This is a genomic window from Rhizobium sp. SRDI969 (genome assembly GCF_025152725.1).
Lineage (GTDB): Bacteria > Pseudomonadota > Alphaproteobacteria > Rhizobiales > Rhizobiaceae > Rhizobium > Rhizobium leguminosarum_I.
In genome coordinates, this window is sequence record NZ_CP104035.1 from 2,296,130 (window position 1) to 2,311,275 (window position 15,146).

Genomic DNA, 15,146 nt, shown 5'->3' on the forward strand with positions numbered 1-15,146 from the left:
CGAAAGACCGTCAGAGCGATATCTCATCGAAAGCGAGAAGCGAGCGGCCACAGTCACCTGCGGCCGCTTCTTCATCGATTGCATCATCGTCTCGGTGCCGGCGCATTATCCCGAAAAGCCGGTATCGCCTCCAGCTTGGCGACAATCTCGGCGATATTGGGCCATCGGGTGAGATCGAAGCCGAGGCGACGGGCGCCGATCGACTGCGGGAACAGGAAGATATCGGCAATGCTCGGGCGATCGCCGACGGCGAAGACCCCTTGCCTGCGACCGGCGATCATCGTCTCGACAGCCGCCATTCCCTCGCCCACCCAATGACGATCCCAGGCGATGATGGCATCGGCATCAGCCTGGAACGTGGCGCGAAGATGCAGGCCGATGCGTGGCGGCAACAGCGCATGGATTTCGGCTGTGATCGCAAGCGCGATCGACCGCGCCAGCGCCCTATCTTCCGCTGTATCAGGCAGCAATGGCGGTCTAGGCTGAAGCTCATCGAGATATTCGACGATCGCCAGTGACTGGGTGAGGAGAACGCCGCCATCCGTCAGCAAGGCGGGCACGAGCCCCTGCGGATTGATACTGCGATATCCGGCTTGCCGGCTCTCGGAATCTTCGCCGAGGATGCTGACCGGCAGCGCTTCGGCCGTCAGTCCTTTCAGGGCGAGTGCGATGCGAACTCGAGATGTCGCCGAGGAAATTTCGTTCTGATAGAGTTTCACTGTCTTTCTCCCTGGTGATCTAAAAGAGCAGCTGGAGCGGCGGCTGCTCCGCAGAGGATGAAGCTGCGGATGCCGCCGTCACGAGGCCGGCAAGCGGCGACGGCTCCTGTGAGCTTACATCGTAGATGCAGGGCGCTGCGAAAATCGTCGCCCCCAGAATGCAGATGATCATCAGTCTCATTGGCTCCTCCATTGACGAGGCCCGACCGGCCTCGTCATGTTTCCTTTTGGCGATCGATCCCATCTGTCAGGCAATGCTCAATTCGACATTGATATTGCCGCGGGTTGCTTTCGAATAGGGGCAGGTCCGGTGCGCTTCATCCACAAGCGCCCTTGCCAGATCCGCTTCCATGCCCGGCAGGCTGACCTTGAGGCGAGCCTGTAGGAAATAGTCGCCGTCGGTCACCCCGAGATCGACCTCGGCGTTGACGGCGGCATCAGCAGGAAGCTTGACCTTCAGCTTGCCGGCGGCAATGCCGATCGCGCCGATAAAGCAGGCAGACCAGCCGGCGGCGAAAAGCTGTTCCGGATTGGTGCCGGCACGGTTGCTGCCCGGAGGCGAAAGCTTGATATCAAGCTGGCCGTCATCGCTATGCGACGCGCCGTCGCGCCCGCCTGTCGTGTGGGTCTTGCCGGTATAGAGAACCTTATCGATCTTTGTCATGGAACACTCCTTGTGTTGCGTCGCTGGACGCGACTGGGCGCGGTGCGCGGCCGGGTTGACGGAGTGTTGTTTGACCGACGGATATATCCGCCATGTTTCCGAAATTGCCCGAAATGTCACAAAACGTAGCATCCGATATCGAAGACATCCTTGCATACAACATCTCGAATTTTTGCGGTGACCGCCGACGTCAACGAATGGTGACTTCCGCCGCCAGACCGCCGCCGGCGCGATTATAGAGCCTGAGCGACCCACCGATCTTGGCCGTCAGCTGCTGGGCGATCGCAAGACCGAGACCGGTGCCGCCGGTCTCCCGGTTTCGGGATTGCTCCAGCCGGAAGAATGGCTGCATGGCAGCCTTGAGCATATCGTCGGGGATTCCAGGCCCGCGGTCCATGACAGTGATGATGATATCGTTTTCTGGGTTGCGCTCGACGCCGATCTCGGCGGCGCCGGCAAACTTCAGCGCATTGTCGATGAAGTTCGACAGGATACGGCGAAGAGCATGCGGCTTGGTAAAGGCAGCACCCTGAACCAGGCCGACGACGGTGACGGCCTTTCCAGTATCCTGGTAGTCATAGGCTATGCTGTCGATGAACGAGGCGAGATCGATGCGGGCGCTCTTCTCGCCGTTGCCGTGCGCGCTGCGCGCATAGGCAATGCCGTCCTGGACGAGGCGCTGGATCTCGCCGAGATCATGCACCAGCTTTTCTTTGTCAGGCGAATCCTCTGCCATGTCGGCGCGCAGCCGCATGCGGGTGATCGGCGTCTGCAGGTCATGCGAGATTGCCGCCAGGATCTGGACGCGCTCTTCGAGGTAATGGGCGATCCTCTCCCGCATTGCGTTGAACGCCCTTGCCGCATGCGCGACCTCGGTCGGCCCCGCCTCACTCAAAGCCGGGCCGTCCTTGTTCGGGTCAAGGGCATCGGCGGCGGCGGTAAGCTCGCCGAGCGGCCGGATCGCCTGGCGAACCGCAAACCACGTGCAGAGGATGAGCAGCGCCATCTGGACGACGAAGACATAAGGCAGCCACGCGGCGATCGGCATGACGCCCTTCGGCGTGACGTCGATCGTCAAGGGGCTTCCGTCGCTCAGCGTCAGATGTGCCTGCAGTCGGTTCACATCGCCAGGAATTCGCTCGATCCGGATCGGAAAGCGGTGCCCGATGGCCTCCTCAATCTTTCCTGAGATTTCCGCCCCTTTGCTTGACGTGTCAGGCACGCCGGGAAGGCCGGGTCCGAGCACGAAACGATAGTTGCCGCGGCTCAGCCGGTCGAGCAGATCGCCACGCTCGCCGGGCGGAAGCCGATCGAGAACGGCAATCGATGTTGCCACGTCGTTTTCCAGCGTGCCGAGCATCACCGCCTTGGCCGACATGTACCGCTCCATATAGAGCACACTGAAGGACAGACCGTAGGCAAGCGCCAGCCCGATCAGCAGGATCAGGAAGATCCGCGATCGCAATGTGCGCGGCCACGTCAGACCCGAAAGCGAGGGTATCGCTGCCTTCATTGGCGCGGCTCCGATATTTCGACCGGAACCGAAAACACATAGCCTTCGCTGCGCACCGTCTTGATGTAGGTCGGTTCGCGCGCATCGTCGCCCAGCCGCTGACGAAGGCGGCTGACCAGGAGATCGATCGAGCGATCAAAGAGATCGGCGTCGCGACCCTGTGTCAGGCTGAGAAGCTGGTCGCGATTGAGAACCCGCTGCGGATGATCGATGAAGACGCGAAGCAGACGGTATTCGGCGCCGCTCAGCGCAATCGCCGTCCCTTCCCTGTCGAGGAGATGCCGCGCGACCGTATCGAGCTGCCAAGCACCAAAAGTCAGCAACTGTCCGGCCTCGCTGATCTGCAGGTTGGGCGGCAGCATCCGCGTCCGCCGCAGCACTGCTTTGACGCGGGCAAGAAGCTCACGCGCAGCAAAGGGCTTGGGAAGATAGTCGTCGGCGCCCATTTCCAGCCCGAGGACCCTGTCCATCTCATCGGTGCGAGCCGTTAGCATCAGGATCGGGATCGCCTTGTGCCGGCCGGCGCGAAGCTCGCGGCAGAGCACCAGCCCGTCGTCACCGGGCATCATCACATCGAGCACGATCAGGTCAACGGCATTGGCTTCGAGAAAACTGCGCATCTGCCGCCCGTCCGCGGCAACGCTTGTGCGCAACCCGTTCTTCTCAAGATAGCCCGATACCAGCTCGCGGATTTCGCGATCGTCATCGACGATCAGGATATGATCGACATGATCCATATTTCCCTATTCCCCAACGATAGAGGCGGCCGCGCCGGTCGCTTCGTTCCCGGCCGAAGCGACAGACGCGAGCTACGCATATTCCGCCGGCCGGAGCAACGAGGCTCTGCGACCGGCCCCGCCGATCTCAGAAGCGATCGACGTCTATGACCGCCTGCGCAAAAGCCTGCGGCGCTTCCTGAGGCAGGTTATGGCCGATGCCGCCGCCGATCGTGCGATGCTCGTATTTGCCGGAGAATTTTCCGGCATAAGCGGAAGGCTCGGGATGCGGTGCGCCGTTTGCATCGCCCTCCATGGTGATGGTCGGCACCGAAATGACAGGCGTTGCGGCGAGCGTCGTCTCGTAGGCATCGTACTTGGCCTCACCTTCGACAAGCCCCAGGCGCCAGCGATAATTGTGAATGACGATGGCGACGTGGTCGGGATTGTCGAAGGCAGCGGCCGATCTGTCGAATGTCGCATCGTCGAAGTTCCACTTCGGCGATGCCGTTTGCCAGATAAGTTTTGCGAAATCATGGGTGTTGCTCTCGTATCCCTGACGACCGCGTTCGGTGGCGAAATAGAACTGGTACCACCAGGCAAGTTCGGCCTTCGGTGGAAGCGGCTTCTTGTTGGCCTCCTGGCTGCCGATCAGGTACCCGCTCACCGAAACCATCGCCTTGCAGCGCTCGGGCCAGAGCGCCGCCATGATATTGGCGGTCCGCCCGCCCCAGTCGTAACCGGCAATCACGGCCTTCTCGATATCGAGCGCATCGAGAAGCGCGATCATATCGGCGGCGAGCGCTGACGGCTGGCCGTTGCGAGGTGTGCCGTCGTCCAGGAAGCGCGTCGTCCCGTAACCGCGCAGATAAGGCACAATCACCCTGTAGCCTGCCGAGGCAAGCAGCGGTGCGACATCGACGAAACTGTAGATGTCATAGGGCCAACCATGCAGCAGCAATACGACAGGGCCATTCGCCTTCCCCGCCTCGGCATAGCCGATGTCGAGCACACCTGCCTTGACCTGTTTCAGCGCTTCGAAGGACGTGTTGGTTCCGGCCTTTACATCAGGCAGGGATGCGGCGGGCGCCGACTGGGCGGCGGCCGTGCCGGCCACGCCGAACTCGACCGCCGCAAGGGCGACTGCCGTCATGCCGAAGAAACGGCGGCGGTGATAATTGACTTGCTCTGACATCGGTCTCTCCTGTCGAATGGATCACGGTCGCGAAAAAGCGCTCTACTTGTATCCCCGATATGTCGCAAGCAACCGTTTTTTGAATGCGGATGTAGCTTCCGGCCGCCTGGATACATTCCGATACAATTGCGCTGCTTCAGCAAGTGGTCGCGTTAGCCGCAGCCGTTTCGTCCCCACTGCGGCAGTTTGTATCGCTTTGTATCGCCGCCGCCCTACCCCGACACTTCGGTACATTTTCCCGCAAAGCCGGACACATCGGGGATACTTCACACCGGCCATATCCCCGCCGTTGCTGGTTCAGGCCCCATCGCCGTCCAGAGCCCGATCAATCGGTTTCAAAGGAAACGATGATGACACTTCTGATCATTGCCTATCTCGGAGGCGCGCTGACGATCCTCAGCCCTTGCATCCTCCCCATCCTCCCCTTCGTCTTCGCCCGCGCCGGGCAGCCCTTCGTCAGAAGTACGCTGCCGATGCTGGCGGGCATGGCCACCACCTTCGCGCTGGTCGCCACACTGGCCGCAGTCGGCGGCAGCTGGGCCATTCGCGCCAACGAATATGGCCGCCTTGCCGCCATTGTCCTGCTTGCGCTCTTTGGCGCGAGCTTGCTTTCTCCGCGCATCGCAAGCACGCTTGCCCGGCCAGTCGTCGATCTTGGCAACAATCTTATGAACGCCACCGGCGGCGGGCGCGGCACCCCAACAGTGAAGAGCGCGCTTCTTCTGGGCGTCGCCACCGGCCTCCTGTGGGGCCCCTGCGCCGGTCCGATCCTTGGCCTCGTGCTCACCGGAGCTGCATTGCAGGGCGCCAATCTGCAAACGACCTTGCTGCTGATCGCTTATGCCGCTGGTGCTGCGAGTTCGCTTGCGGTCGCCCTGATTGTCGGCGGCAAGCTCTTTGCCGCCATGAAGCGCTCCCTCGGGTTTGGCGACCGGATTCGCCAGGTACTCGGCGCTGCCGTGCTGGCGGGCGTCGCCGTCATCGCGCTCGGCCTCGATACCAGCCTGCTCGCCCGGCTCTCCTATGCCAGCACCGCATCGCTGGAACAGGCCGTGCTCGACAGGCTGCATACAAAGCCGCTCAGTGGCCCATCTTCCGAGCTGGCGAGCAACGAGGTGATGATCGCCGCAGCTGACGCGAAGAAGCCCTTTCGTAGCGACTTGCCCGTCGAAGGCTCCGCCCCTTCGCTCGACGGCGCGGTCGAATGGCTGAACTCTGAGCCTCTCACCACGGAACAGCTGCGAGGCAAGGTCGTGCTCGTCGACTTCTGGACCTATTCCTGCATCAACTGCATTCGTACCATCCCCTATGTCAGGGCCTGGGCCGAAAAATATGCGGATCAGGGTCTCGTGGTGATCGGCGTCCACGCCCCGGAATTTGCCTTCGAGAAGAAGATCGACAACGTCAAGAAGGCGATCGGCGACTTCCAGATCGGCTATCCCGTTGCGATCGACAATGACTACAGCATTTGGCGCGCCTTCGAAAACAGTTACTGGCCTGCCGCCTACCTGATCGATGCCAAGGGCCAGATCCGCTACCACCATTTCGGCGAAGGCAATTACAACAGGACCGAAAAGGCCATTCAGGACCTTCTGCGCGAAGCCGGCAGCCAAACGACGGCAAGTGCGCCGGTCGTGCCGGACGCCAAGGGCGTGGAAGCAGGTCCTGATCTCGGCAATATCCGCTCCGGCGAAACCTATCTCGGCTACCAACAGGCGGCGAACTTCGCCTCTCCCGAAGGGCTGCAGGCAGACATAGCGCACAACTATTCAATTGCCGACCCCGGCCTCAATGGCTGGGGCCTGTCCGGAACCTGGATCGTCGGCCGGGATCAGGCGACGCTTGATCAGCCGGGCGGCGGCATCACCTATCGCTTCAGCGCCCGCGATCTGCATCTCGTTCTTGGCCCTGGTGCCGGCGACAAGCCGATCCGCTTCCAGGTGAAGATCGACAGCAAGGCGCCAGGACCCGACCACGGCTCCGACATCGATGCCGACGGCAATGGCACCGTGACCGCGACGAGGCTTTATCAACTCGTCCGCCAGTCCGGCACGGTCGCCGCCCGCAACTTCGAGATCCGCTTCCTCGATCCCGGCGTGCAGGCTTACGCCTTCACATTCGGCTGAACCTGAAACGCATCAATATCCCGATCATCAACAATGACCAAAGGAGTGATAGTCATGTACAAACGTCTTCTTTTCACTGCAGCGCTTGCATTTGCCACCACCGCCATCGCGTTCGCAGCAGAGGCTGCCGCGGTCAAGAACATCGTGATCGTCCACGGCGCGCTGGCCGATGGCTCGGGATGGCGCAAGGCGACGAAGATTCTCGAGAAGCGCGGCTTCAACGTCACCATCGTCCAGCAGCCCATCACCTCGCTCGACGACGATGTGGCGGCGACCAAGCGGGTCCTCGACCTTCAGGACGGACCGGTCCTGCTCGTCGGCCACAGCTACGGCGGCATTGTCATCACAGAAGCCGGCAACGATCCCGCCGTCGCGGGCCTGGTCTATGTCGCGGCATTCCAGCCCGACAAGGGCGAAAGCCTGCTCAGCCTCGCCAGCTCGAAGCCCGCGGGCAGCATGGATATAAAGGAAACGAAGGACGGCAAATATCTCTATCTCGATCCGGGCGCCTTCGCCGCGGATTTCGCAGCCGACCTTCCGCAAGCCGAAGCCGATTTCATGGCAAAGTCACAGGTCTTCGCCGCAGAGCAGGCATTCTCCGCCAAGATCACTCAGCCGGCATGGAGGACGAAGAAAAGCTGGTCGATCGTCGCCACCGAGGATCGCTCCATCAACCCCGAGCTGGAACGCGACATGGCAAAACGTGCCGGAAGCGACGTGACTGAAATAAAGGCAAGCCACGCCGTCTTCGCATCGCAGCCGGAAAAGGTCGCCGACGCCATTGAAACGGCCGCCAAGCAAGCTGGCGAGTGACCCGCACATCTGACTTCCGATCACCGATCGGAAGAAGAGACGCAAGGACGGAATGCCCCTCCCCTTAATGGAGAGGGGCAACGATATTTACTGGTTGGCAGCCACCGGCCGAACCAGCGCCGTCACGCGGCGGATGGTGACGCGGCGATTTTCCTGTTCGGGGCCTGACGTGTTGACCTTCAGATATTGCTCGCCATAGCCCTGGGTCGCCAAGTTCTCCGGCGGGATGCCGTAGACGTCGGAGAGGACGTTCGCGACCGATTCCGCCCGCTGGTCGGAGAGGACTAGGTTGCTCTGATCGGTTCCGACGGCATCCGTATGACCCTCAATCAGGAAGGTTTCGCTCGGATCCTTTTTCAGCACCTGGCTGATCGCGTCGGCAACCTTGCGCAGGGTGCGCGCCTGCGTCATCGGGATATCGGCGCTACCGGTCGCGAAGGTGATCGTGTCGAGGTCGATGCGGCGCACCTTGTCGCGAATACGGGCCGAATACTTCACCTCGTCAAGCGAGTAGACACGCTCCACCGGCTCGACGGGCGGCTCGCTCAGGAACTCGTAATAATCCCGGTCCGGGTCACTGCGAGTATCGATGATGTAATCGTTGAGTGGCACGCGCAGCCGCATCGGCGGCAGGTCGGCACCCGGATCCTCGAAATAGTCGCGGTCCGGATCGTCGTAGAGGTCCTGCGAATAATAGAGCACATGCTCGCGCCCGCGGGCGTCGACGCGCGACCGCTGAATGATGTCGCCGTAGCGGTTGCGGATCGTTACGATGCGGTAACCCTCCGGCCGCGTGATCGTCTCGCGGTAGCGGTCGCCCGAAAGCTCCTCGTAGCTCGGCCGCTCGCCGTCGCGCAGGAAGCGCCTGTCGTCGTCGCCGCGCACGATCGTCCTGTTGGCGTACTGGATGATGACGCGGTTGTCGTCATGGCTGTCGCTGACCTGCGCGCCGTCAGGACGGACGAATTGCGGTCGCTCTTCAAGCTTTCTGCCCTTCTCGCTGGTCACCGCTTCGAGCTTGACCGGCGCCGGCGCTTTGGCGCCGGTGGCGGCCTGAGCATCCGCATCCGAGGTCGGCATTTTCACCTCCTGGGTCTCGGCGCGCATCTTGTCGCGGTCGCGGCGCCCTTCCCGGCCCTTGCTGCGGTCGGCATCCTTGTCGCTGTCGAGCACCGCCGCACCGTTTTCGACCGGCAGCACGACGGTCTCGTTGCTCTTGGCCGGATCCGCAGCAATCTTCTTGCGGCGCTCCAGCTCTTCGGGTGAAACCTTTTCCGGCGCCGGAATGGCCTGCTCCACCTGCTGGCCGCCCTTGGCATCGGGCAGTGGCTGCGCAGTGTCAGTCGCGGGCGCAGCCGGCTGTTCGCCGGCGGGCTGTTGACCGGCAGGCTTTGCCGCGGTGCCGTCCTTCGGCTTTTCGGCGGGTGCGGCCTCTGGTACCGCCGCCTTATCTTCGGTCGGCTTGCCTTCGGTCGGCTTGCCTTCGGTTGCCTTATCTTCAGTTGCCTTGCCTTCGGTCGGCTTAGCCGCGGGTACTGCCGTTTCGCCCTTTCCCGGCTTCTTCTCAGCCGGTGCTTCGGCGGCGGGTTTTGCCTCCGGCTTGACTTCGGGTTTGGCCTGCTCCTCGGCCGGCGTCACGGCTTCGGGAGCCGCAGTCTCGGCCTTGCCCTTGCCTTTATCCTTGCCTTGGGCCTTGTCCTGCCCTTTGGCCCGCTTGCCGCCTTCCGGCTTGGCTTCCGGCTGCGCCTGCTCCGTCTCCGGCTGCGCTTCCTTTGCCGCCGGCTGCTGTTCGGGCTGCGGCTGAACCTCCGGCTCGGCCTGCTTCTTCGGCTTTCTCGGCTTCTCCTGCGTTACCGGCTGCTCCTGCTGCGGCGCGGCCTCCGGCTTGGCCTCGGGTTGGGCTTCCTGCTTGGCCTTCCGCTCGGGTTTGCTTTCGGCCTGCGGGGCGGGTTTTTCCTTCGGCGCTTCGGCCTTCGGCGGTTCCGGCTCTGCCTTGGGTTCGGGCGCCGGCGCCTCCTTGCGCTCGGCCTTCGGCTTCTCGGCGGGCGCCTCCTTCGGCTGCTCGGCGGCCGGCGCCTTTTCGGCCGGAGCCTCTTCCTTCTGCTTGCGCTTCTTCTTCAGCAACTCCTCCTCGGAAGGCGCATCCTGTGGCGCATCCTGCGCCACCTCGAAACTGCCTTGCTCGACTTGCCGTACGGACTGAGCCTGAGTCGTGACGTCGCGCGCGGCGGCCATTGCCGATGCCGGCTGCAGCGCCAGCGAGAGGGATAGCAGCGGGAAGGCTGCGCTCGCAAACAAACTTGATTTCTTGCCCATCGGGTTTCCTCGATCCTGTTTGAGCTTCCTGAAGGCCGACAGGCCCTGCTTCCGCCCCTAACGTCGCAATGAGGCGGAACGGCGAAATGGCAATCGCCGAGCCGCCGATTTGTTCCAGTTCTAGGAAGCCGCGGATTAACCTCGCGTGAATGTTGCAGTCTGCCGACGTTCATCTCCCCTGCTATTTGCACCGCCCAATTGCGATGGGATTTGTGTTGCAATTCCATGAAAAAAAGTCTGATTATCGCCGCAAGGCGGTCTCAGCACCGTTGAACTGCGCCGTCAGCCCAACAGAAAAAGGAGCGACGGCTACCAACAGAGAGGATCCTCATGCTTAACCCTACCCGTATCTTCGCGGCAGCCTCGATCGCGGCGATGTCCCTTTTTGCCGGATCGGCCATGGCCGATGGCGAGAAATATGTGATCGGCACCGATTCGACCTATCCGCCCTTCGAATTCGTCGACGCCAGCGGCACGATCCAAGGCTTCGACATCGACATCACCAAGGCGCTGTGCGCTGAGATGAAGGCCGAATGCACCTTCGTCAGCACCGACTGGGATGGCATCATCCCGGCGCTCAACGCCAAGAAGTTCGACATGATCGTCTCCTCCATGTCGATCACGCCGGAGCGTCTGAAGCTCGTCGACTTCTCAAACAAGTACTACAACACCCCGCCGGCCATTGCCGTGCCGAAAGATTCGACGATATCGGACGTCGCCGGCCTCAAGGGCAAGGTGATCGGCGCGCAGACCTCCACGACGCACGCCAACTACGCCGAGAAGCATCTCGCCGACACCGAGCTCAAGCTCTATCCGACTGCTGACGAATACAAGCTCGACGTTGCCAGCGGCCGTGTCGACGCCGTCATCGACGACGTCGTCGTTCTTTCCGAATGGGTCAAGTCCGACGCCGGCGCCTGCTGCAAGATCCTGACGATCCTGCCGGTCGACAAGGAAATCAACGGCAACGGCGCAGGTATTGCCATCCGCAAGGGCGACCCGTTGAAGGAAAAGCTGAACACGGCGATCGCTGCGATCCGCGCCAGCGGTGAATACAAGAAGATCCAGGACAAGTACTTCGACTTCGACGTTTACGGCGAATAAGAAAATCGTTATCTGGCCGATGAAGGTAATGGCGGAAGGCTTGCTCTTCCGCCATTTTTGTTTGACAAAGATGGCAAGATCAAAACGGCAAAAGCCGTGAGGGGAATTCTCGCATGGGCGGATTATTTTCCGCGCTGGGCTCCTTCTGGAGCTGGATTGTGCACATTTTCGATCCGCTGTGCGGACCCGTTGGCATCTTCACTTGGTTGGGTCGGTCGACGATCCTTGCCTGTGGCGATACCGGCTGGGGCGACGAGATCGCGCTTGGCCTGCAGGTCACCGTTTCGGTGGCGATCGTCACCCTGCCGATCGGCCTCGCCATCGGCTTCCTGGTGGCGCTCGGCCAGCAGTCGGAGGAAAAGCCGCTGCGGCTGGCGGCCGGCATCTACACGACGATCTTCCGCGGCCTGCCGGAGCTTCTGACGCTCTTCATCATTTACTATGGCATGCAGATGCTGATCCAGTCTCTGCTGAGCTTCGTCGGTTATTATGGGCCGCCGATCGAGATCAACGCCTTCCTCGCCGGCGTCATCGCGCTTTCGGTCGTCTTCTCCGCCTACTGTTCGGAAGTACTGCTATCGGCCTTCCGCGCCATTCCCAAGGGTCAATATGAGGCAGGCGACGCGCTTGGGCTGCATCGCGGCCGTACGCTACGCCTCATCGTCCTGCCACAACTCGTGCGCATCGCGCTGCCGGGCCTGACGAACCTCTGGATGGTGCTGCTGAAGGACACCTCCTACGTCTCGATCATCAGCCTTGCCGATATCCTGCGCCAGACGAGCGTCGCGGTGCGGGTGACCAAAGAACCCTTCTTTTTCTATGGTCTGGCCTGTTGTCTCTATCTGGTGCTCGCCATCCTCTCCTCCTTTCTGCTCGTCTATGTCGAGCGTTGGGCCAAGCGTTCGGAGATCCGTCGATGAGCTACGCCGAAACGCTGATCCAACCGCAGCCCGCGCCCCGTGCGGTGATGAAGCCGATGACGCCGGCCCGCATGGCCGGCTATATTCTCGTGGCCATCTGGGCTGTGCTCGCAGCACTTCTCGTCATTTCCGTCATCAATGGCTGGGATCCGGAAAAATTCATCCGCTACGGGCCGCGTTACCTCCACGGCCTCGGGGTGACGCTGAGCCTCGTTTTCATTTCCGTCATCTGCGGCGCCATCCTATCGCTGCCGCTTGCCGTGGCGCGCATGTCAAAGAACCGTCTGCTGAATGCGCTGGCCTACGGCTACATCTATTTCTTCCGCGGCACGCCGCTGCTTGCCCAGCTGTTCCTGGTCTATTACGGCCTCGGCGTATTCCGGCCGCAGCTTGAGTCCGTCGGTATCTGGTGGTTCTTCCGCGATGCCTGGTATTGTGGCCTCTTTGCCATGACCATCAATACCGCGGCCTACCAGGCGGAAATCCTGCGCGGCGCCATCGAAAGCGTGTCGCATGGCCAGCACGAGGCGGCCGCCGCTCTCGGCATCCACAAGTTCATCGCCTTCCGCAAGATCATTTTGCCGCAGGCTCTCATCGTCGCACTTCGCCCTTACGGCAACGAGATCATCCTTCTGATCAAGGGCTCGGCGGTCGTCGCCATTATCACGGTGCTCGACTTGATGGGCGAAACCCGCTATGCCTTCTCCCGCACTTTCGACTACCAGACTTATCTCTGGGCGGCGATCTTCTATCTCACCATCGTCGAGGCCTTGCGTCATCTCTGGGCCTGGTTCGAGCGCCGCCTGACCCGGCATCTCAAGCGCTGATGCGTGACGCCGAAAACTGTGTCGCGGCTTTGGGACAACGGCATTCATCAAACAAGAGCCAGTTGGCAGCACTCTCGGAATGCTGCTGCCAAACCATTGATATTAAAAATAAATTGTCCTTTTACGAAGTATCTGTAAAGCTTCCGTTAACCACTCGCATGTTTCCATATCATCTAGCGCTAATAAGCGCGCGAGTGGGAACAAGAAGAAGTGGAATACGATGCACAAGGACATGGAAAAACAACTGAAGGGCTATGGTCTGACGACCGCCCAGATCCTCTATCATCTGCCGGACCACCCAGTGATCCTGCAGACTTATGTCTGGCAGGATTACGACCTCGCCCCCGACTTTCCCGAAATGCGCGGCTTCCTGAAATTCTGGGAAGAGAAGCTGGACGGGCCACTGCATTCGGTGCGCTACATCCACCGCAAGCTGATCTCGCCAACCGAGTGGCGGGCACTGAAGGGCGAGTTCATCCTGCACTGATCGGCTCTGGAGCATAATGCCGAAAAGTATGAACGGTTCAGGCGATATGTTCTGACCGCGTCAGACATGCGCCTCGCCATGGCCGAATTCGCCTTCGTCGCGATCCCGGCGAAGCGCGAAACCGAGAATGCCGAGATAGAAGGCGACGACGATGGCAATGACCGCAAGGCCGGGAACCGGCCCGAGTGCGGCATTGTCGATGACGTAGCTCCATGACTGCGCCTGCAACGCCGGCATGCCTTCCGTCTGCAGTTTCGGCGTCGAGATCTTCAGGCACCAGGCGAGCAACAGGATGAAATACATCCAGCCGTAATTGCGTTTGAGCCGGCGGTGCATCGCCTCTTGATAGCTGAGCAGGAAGCGCGGCTTGCGCAGGCTGCTGGCGACCACCACCGCCCATTCGCTGCCGGCATTGGCATCGGGCGCCAGGATTTGCGCGAAATAGCAGCGCTCGATCTGGCGAATGCGGGCGCGATAGATATCGAAGAAGCGGTAGCGCCGCGCCTCTATCATCAGAAGCAGGGTCACCAGCATCATCCCGAACAGCAGCACCCCGTGATGCGAGGTCGGTGTCGACAGCGACACCGAGAGGAGTGCGGCGACCACGGTGATCGCCCAGTTGGACGTCCGGTCGATGCGGTCGCGCCAGCTCGTCATCCGCCCGAGTTCACCGCGGTAATAATGGCTGAGCGTGTTGGTGATCTCGCCTGGTGTACTAGGCAGCAGGAATGCCCGGCCGGCATCTTCTTCCCTTGCCGATGATATCCTCTCTGGCTCCGTTTTCATGGCCTTTCCTCCCTTGGTCTTCTTTTCGGCTATTCTGCGCCCGCAATCGCGCCATTGCAAAACATCGAAAGCCGTCTTAGACGCATGCCTGAAACAAAAGGACGGCCTGAAACAAAAGGACGACGGACTGCGATGGCAAAGAAGATCGACGAAGAAGCTCTTGGCGAGGCCTATAACCGCGCGCTGGCGCTGGAAAAGGCCGGCGATGTCGATGCCGCCGTTGCAGCCTATCAGGAAGTCCTGGCAATCGATCCCGACGATCACGGCGGTGCGGCCGTGCGCATTGCCGCGATGGGCCGCGGCGAAACGCCGGTCAAAGCGCCCGACGCCTATGTCGAGACCTTGTTCGACCAGCATGCCGAGGTTTTCGAGGACGTGCTGGTCGAGCAGCTCGGCTATCATGTGCCGATGCTGGTGCGCCAGCGCCTGCAGGCGCTGAAGCTTGGACCGTTCAAGCGGCTGCTCGATCTCGGCTGCGGCACGGGCCTCACCGGCGGCGCGCTACGCGACCTCTGCGCCGATATGACCGGCATCGACATATCGGAGAAGATGGTCGAGATCGCCCATGAGAAGGATCTCTACGAGACGCTGTTCGTCGCCGAGGTCGAAGATTTCCTCGACGACAACGACGAGGAAGCCTTCGACATCATCGCCGCCACCGATGTGCTGCCCTATCTCGGCGCGCTCGAACCGCTGTTCTTCGGCGCCGCCGAGAACCTGACGCCGGGCGGCCTATTCATCTTCTCCTCGGAAACCCTGCCCGAGGAAATACTCGCCGGCCGCGCCTATATGGTCGGCCCGCACCAGCGCTTCTCCCATGCCGACGCCTATGTGAGAGAACGCCTGACGGCCACGGGTTTCGAACTCGTCGAAATATCGGATATCAACGTGCGCATGGAAGACGGCCAGCCGACACCCGGCCATCTGGTGATCGCCCGGTATATTGGCTGACGCCGACAC

The 15,146-nt window shown here is 61.4% G+C and carries 15 protein-coding genes; 7 read left to right on the forward strand and 8 right to left on the reverse strand.

Annotation, left to right across the window (positions count from 1 at the left end; translation table 11 throughout):
- Nucleotides 1-83 precede the first annotated feature (83 nt).
- The 6 genes from maiA to N2A41_RS11560 all read right to left on the reverse strand — a co-directional run bounded on the left by maiA (nt 84) and on the right by N2A41_RS11560 (nt 4,807).
- A complete protein-coding gene (maiA, locus tag N2A41_RS11535) occupies nt 84-719 on the reverse strand; it encodes a maleylacetoacetate isomerase (protein ID WP_260110979.1) in 636 nt (211 codons plus the stop codon).
- A 19-nt stretch (nt 720-738) separates the two neighbouring features.
- A complete protein-coding gene (locus N2A41_RS11540) occupies nt 739-900 on the reverse strand; it encodes a hypothetical protein (protein ID WP_260110980.1) in 162 nt (53 codons plus the stop codon).
- A gap of 66 nt (nt 901-966) precedes the next feature.
- Nucleotides 967-1,383, reverse strand: coding sequence for an organic hydroperoxide resistance protein (locus N2A41_RS11545; RefSeq protein WP_260110981.1), 417 nt, complete (start codon nt 1,381-1,383; stop codon nt 967-969).
- 190 nt (nt 1,384-1,573) lie between these two features.
- Nucleotides 1,574-2,896 carry an ATP-binding protein gene (locus N2A41_RS11550; RefSeq protein WP_260110982.1) on the reverse strand — a complete coding sequence of 441 codons (1,323 nt, stop codon included), beginning with the start codon at nt 2,894-2,896 and terminating at the stop codon, nt 1,574-1,576.
- On the reverse strand, nt 2,893-3,633 hold the full coding sequence (locus tag N2A41_RS11555; protein WP_260110983.1) for a response regulator: 741 nt from the start codon (nt 3,631-3,633) through the stop codon (nt 2,893-2,895). The genes N2A41_RS11550 and N2A41_RS11555 overlap by 4 nt, the downstream gene beginning before the upstream one ends.
- Before the next feature lie 127 nt (nt 3,634-3,760).
- Entirely contained in the window at nt 3,761-4,807 is a 1,047-nt protein-coding gene (locus N2A41_RS11560; protein ID WP_260110984.1) for an alpha/beta fold hydrolase, read from the reverse strand.
- Between the two features lie 350 nt (nt 4,808-5,157).
- Here N2A41_RS11560 and N2A41_RS11565 point away from each other — a divergent pair, with 350 nt between their 5' ends.
- Nucleotides 5,158-6,933, forward strand: coding sequence for a cytochrome c biogenesis protein DipZ (locus tag N2A41_RS11565; protein ID WP_260111044.1), 1,776 nt, complete (start codon nt 5,158-5,160; stop codon nt 6,931-6,933).
- Between the two features lie 54 nt (nt 6,934-6,987).
- A complete protein-coding gene (locus tag N2A41_RS11570; protein ID WP_260110985.1) occupies nt 6,988-7,746 on the forward strand; it encodes an alpha/beta fold hydrolase in 759 nt (252 codons plus the stop codon).
- Nucleotides 7,747-7,833: 87 nt separating this feature from the next.
- Here N2A41_RS11570 and N2A41_RS11575 read toward each other — a convergent pair whose 3' ends face one another.
- Complete coding sequence (locus N2A41_RS11575) at nt 7,834-10,062, reverse strand: OmpA family protein (RefSeq protein ID WP_260110986.1); 2,229 nt, start codon at nt 10,060-10,062, stop codon at nt 7,834-7,836.
- A gap of 330 nt (nt 10,063-10,392) precedes the next feature.
- Here N2A41_RS11575 and N2A41_RS11580 point away from each other — a divergent pair, with 330 nt between their 5' ends.
- The 4 genes from N2A41_RS11580 (at nt 10,393) to N2A41_RS11595 (ending at nt 13,400) form a co-directional block, all read left to right on the forward strand.
- Nucleotides 10,393-11,166 carry a transporter substrate-binding domain-containing protein gene (locus N2A41_RS11580; protein WP_017964604.1) on the forward strand — a complete coding sequence of 258 codons (774 nt, stop codon included), beginning with the start codon at nt 10,393-10,395 and terminating at the stop codon, nt 11,164-11,166.
- Nucleotides 11,167-11,279: 113 nt separating this feature from the next.
- Nucleotides 11,280-12,086 carry an ABC transporter permease gene (locus N2A41_RS11585; protein ID WP_017964605.1) on the forward strand — a complete coding sequence of 269 codons (807 nt, stop codon included), beginning with the start codon at nt 11,280-11,282 and terminating at the stop codon, nt 12,084-12,086.
- The gene (locus N2A41_RS11590; RefSeq protein ID WP_017964606.1) at nt 12,083-12,913 is read left to right on the forward strand and encodes an ABC transporter permease; all 831 of its coding nucleotides are present in this window, start codon (nt 12,083-12,085) and stop codon (nt 12,911-12,913) included. Before N2A41_RS11585 ends, N2A41_RS11590 begins: the two co-directional genes overlap by 4 nt.
- Nucleotides 12,914-13,133: 220 nt before the next feature.
- A complete protein-coding gene (locus N2A41_RS11595; protein ID WP_017964607.1) occupies nt 13,134-13,400 on the forward strand; it encodes an usg protein in 267 nt (88 codons plus the stop codon).
- A gap of 60 nt (nt 13,401-13,460) precedes the next feature.
- On the opposite strand, the gene N2A41_RS11600 is transcribed toward N2A41_RS11595, so the two are convergent.
- Entirely contained in the window at nt 13,461-14,186 is a 726-nt protein-coding gene (locus N2A41_RS11600; protein ID WP_017964608.1) for a DUF2270 domain-containing protein, read from the reverse strand.
- Between the two features lie 132 nt (nt 14,187-14,318).
- On the opposite strand from N2A41_RS11600, the gene N2A41_RS11605 reads away from it, so the two are divergent.
- A complete protein-coding gene (locus tag N2A41_RS11605) occupies nt 14,319-15,137 on the forward strand; it encodes a class I SAM-dependent DNA methyltransferase (protein ID WP_026154181.1) in 819 nt (272 codons plus the stop codon).
- The last annotated feature ends 9 nt before the right edge of the window (nt 15,138-15,146 follow it).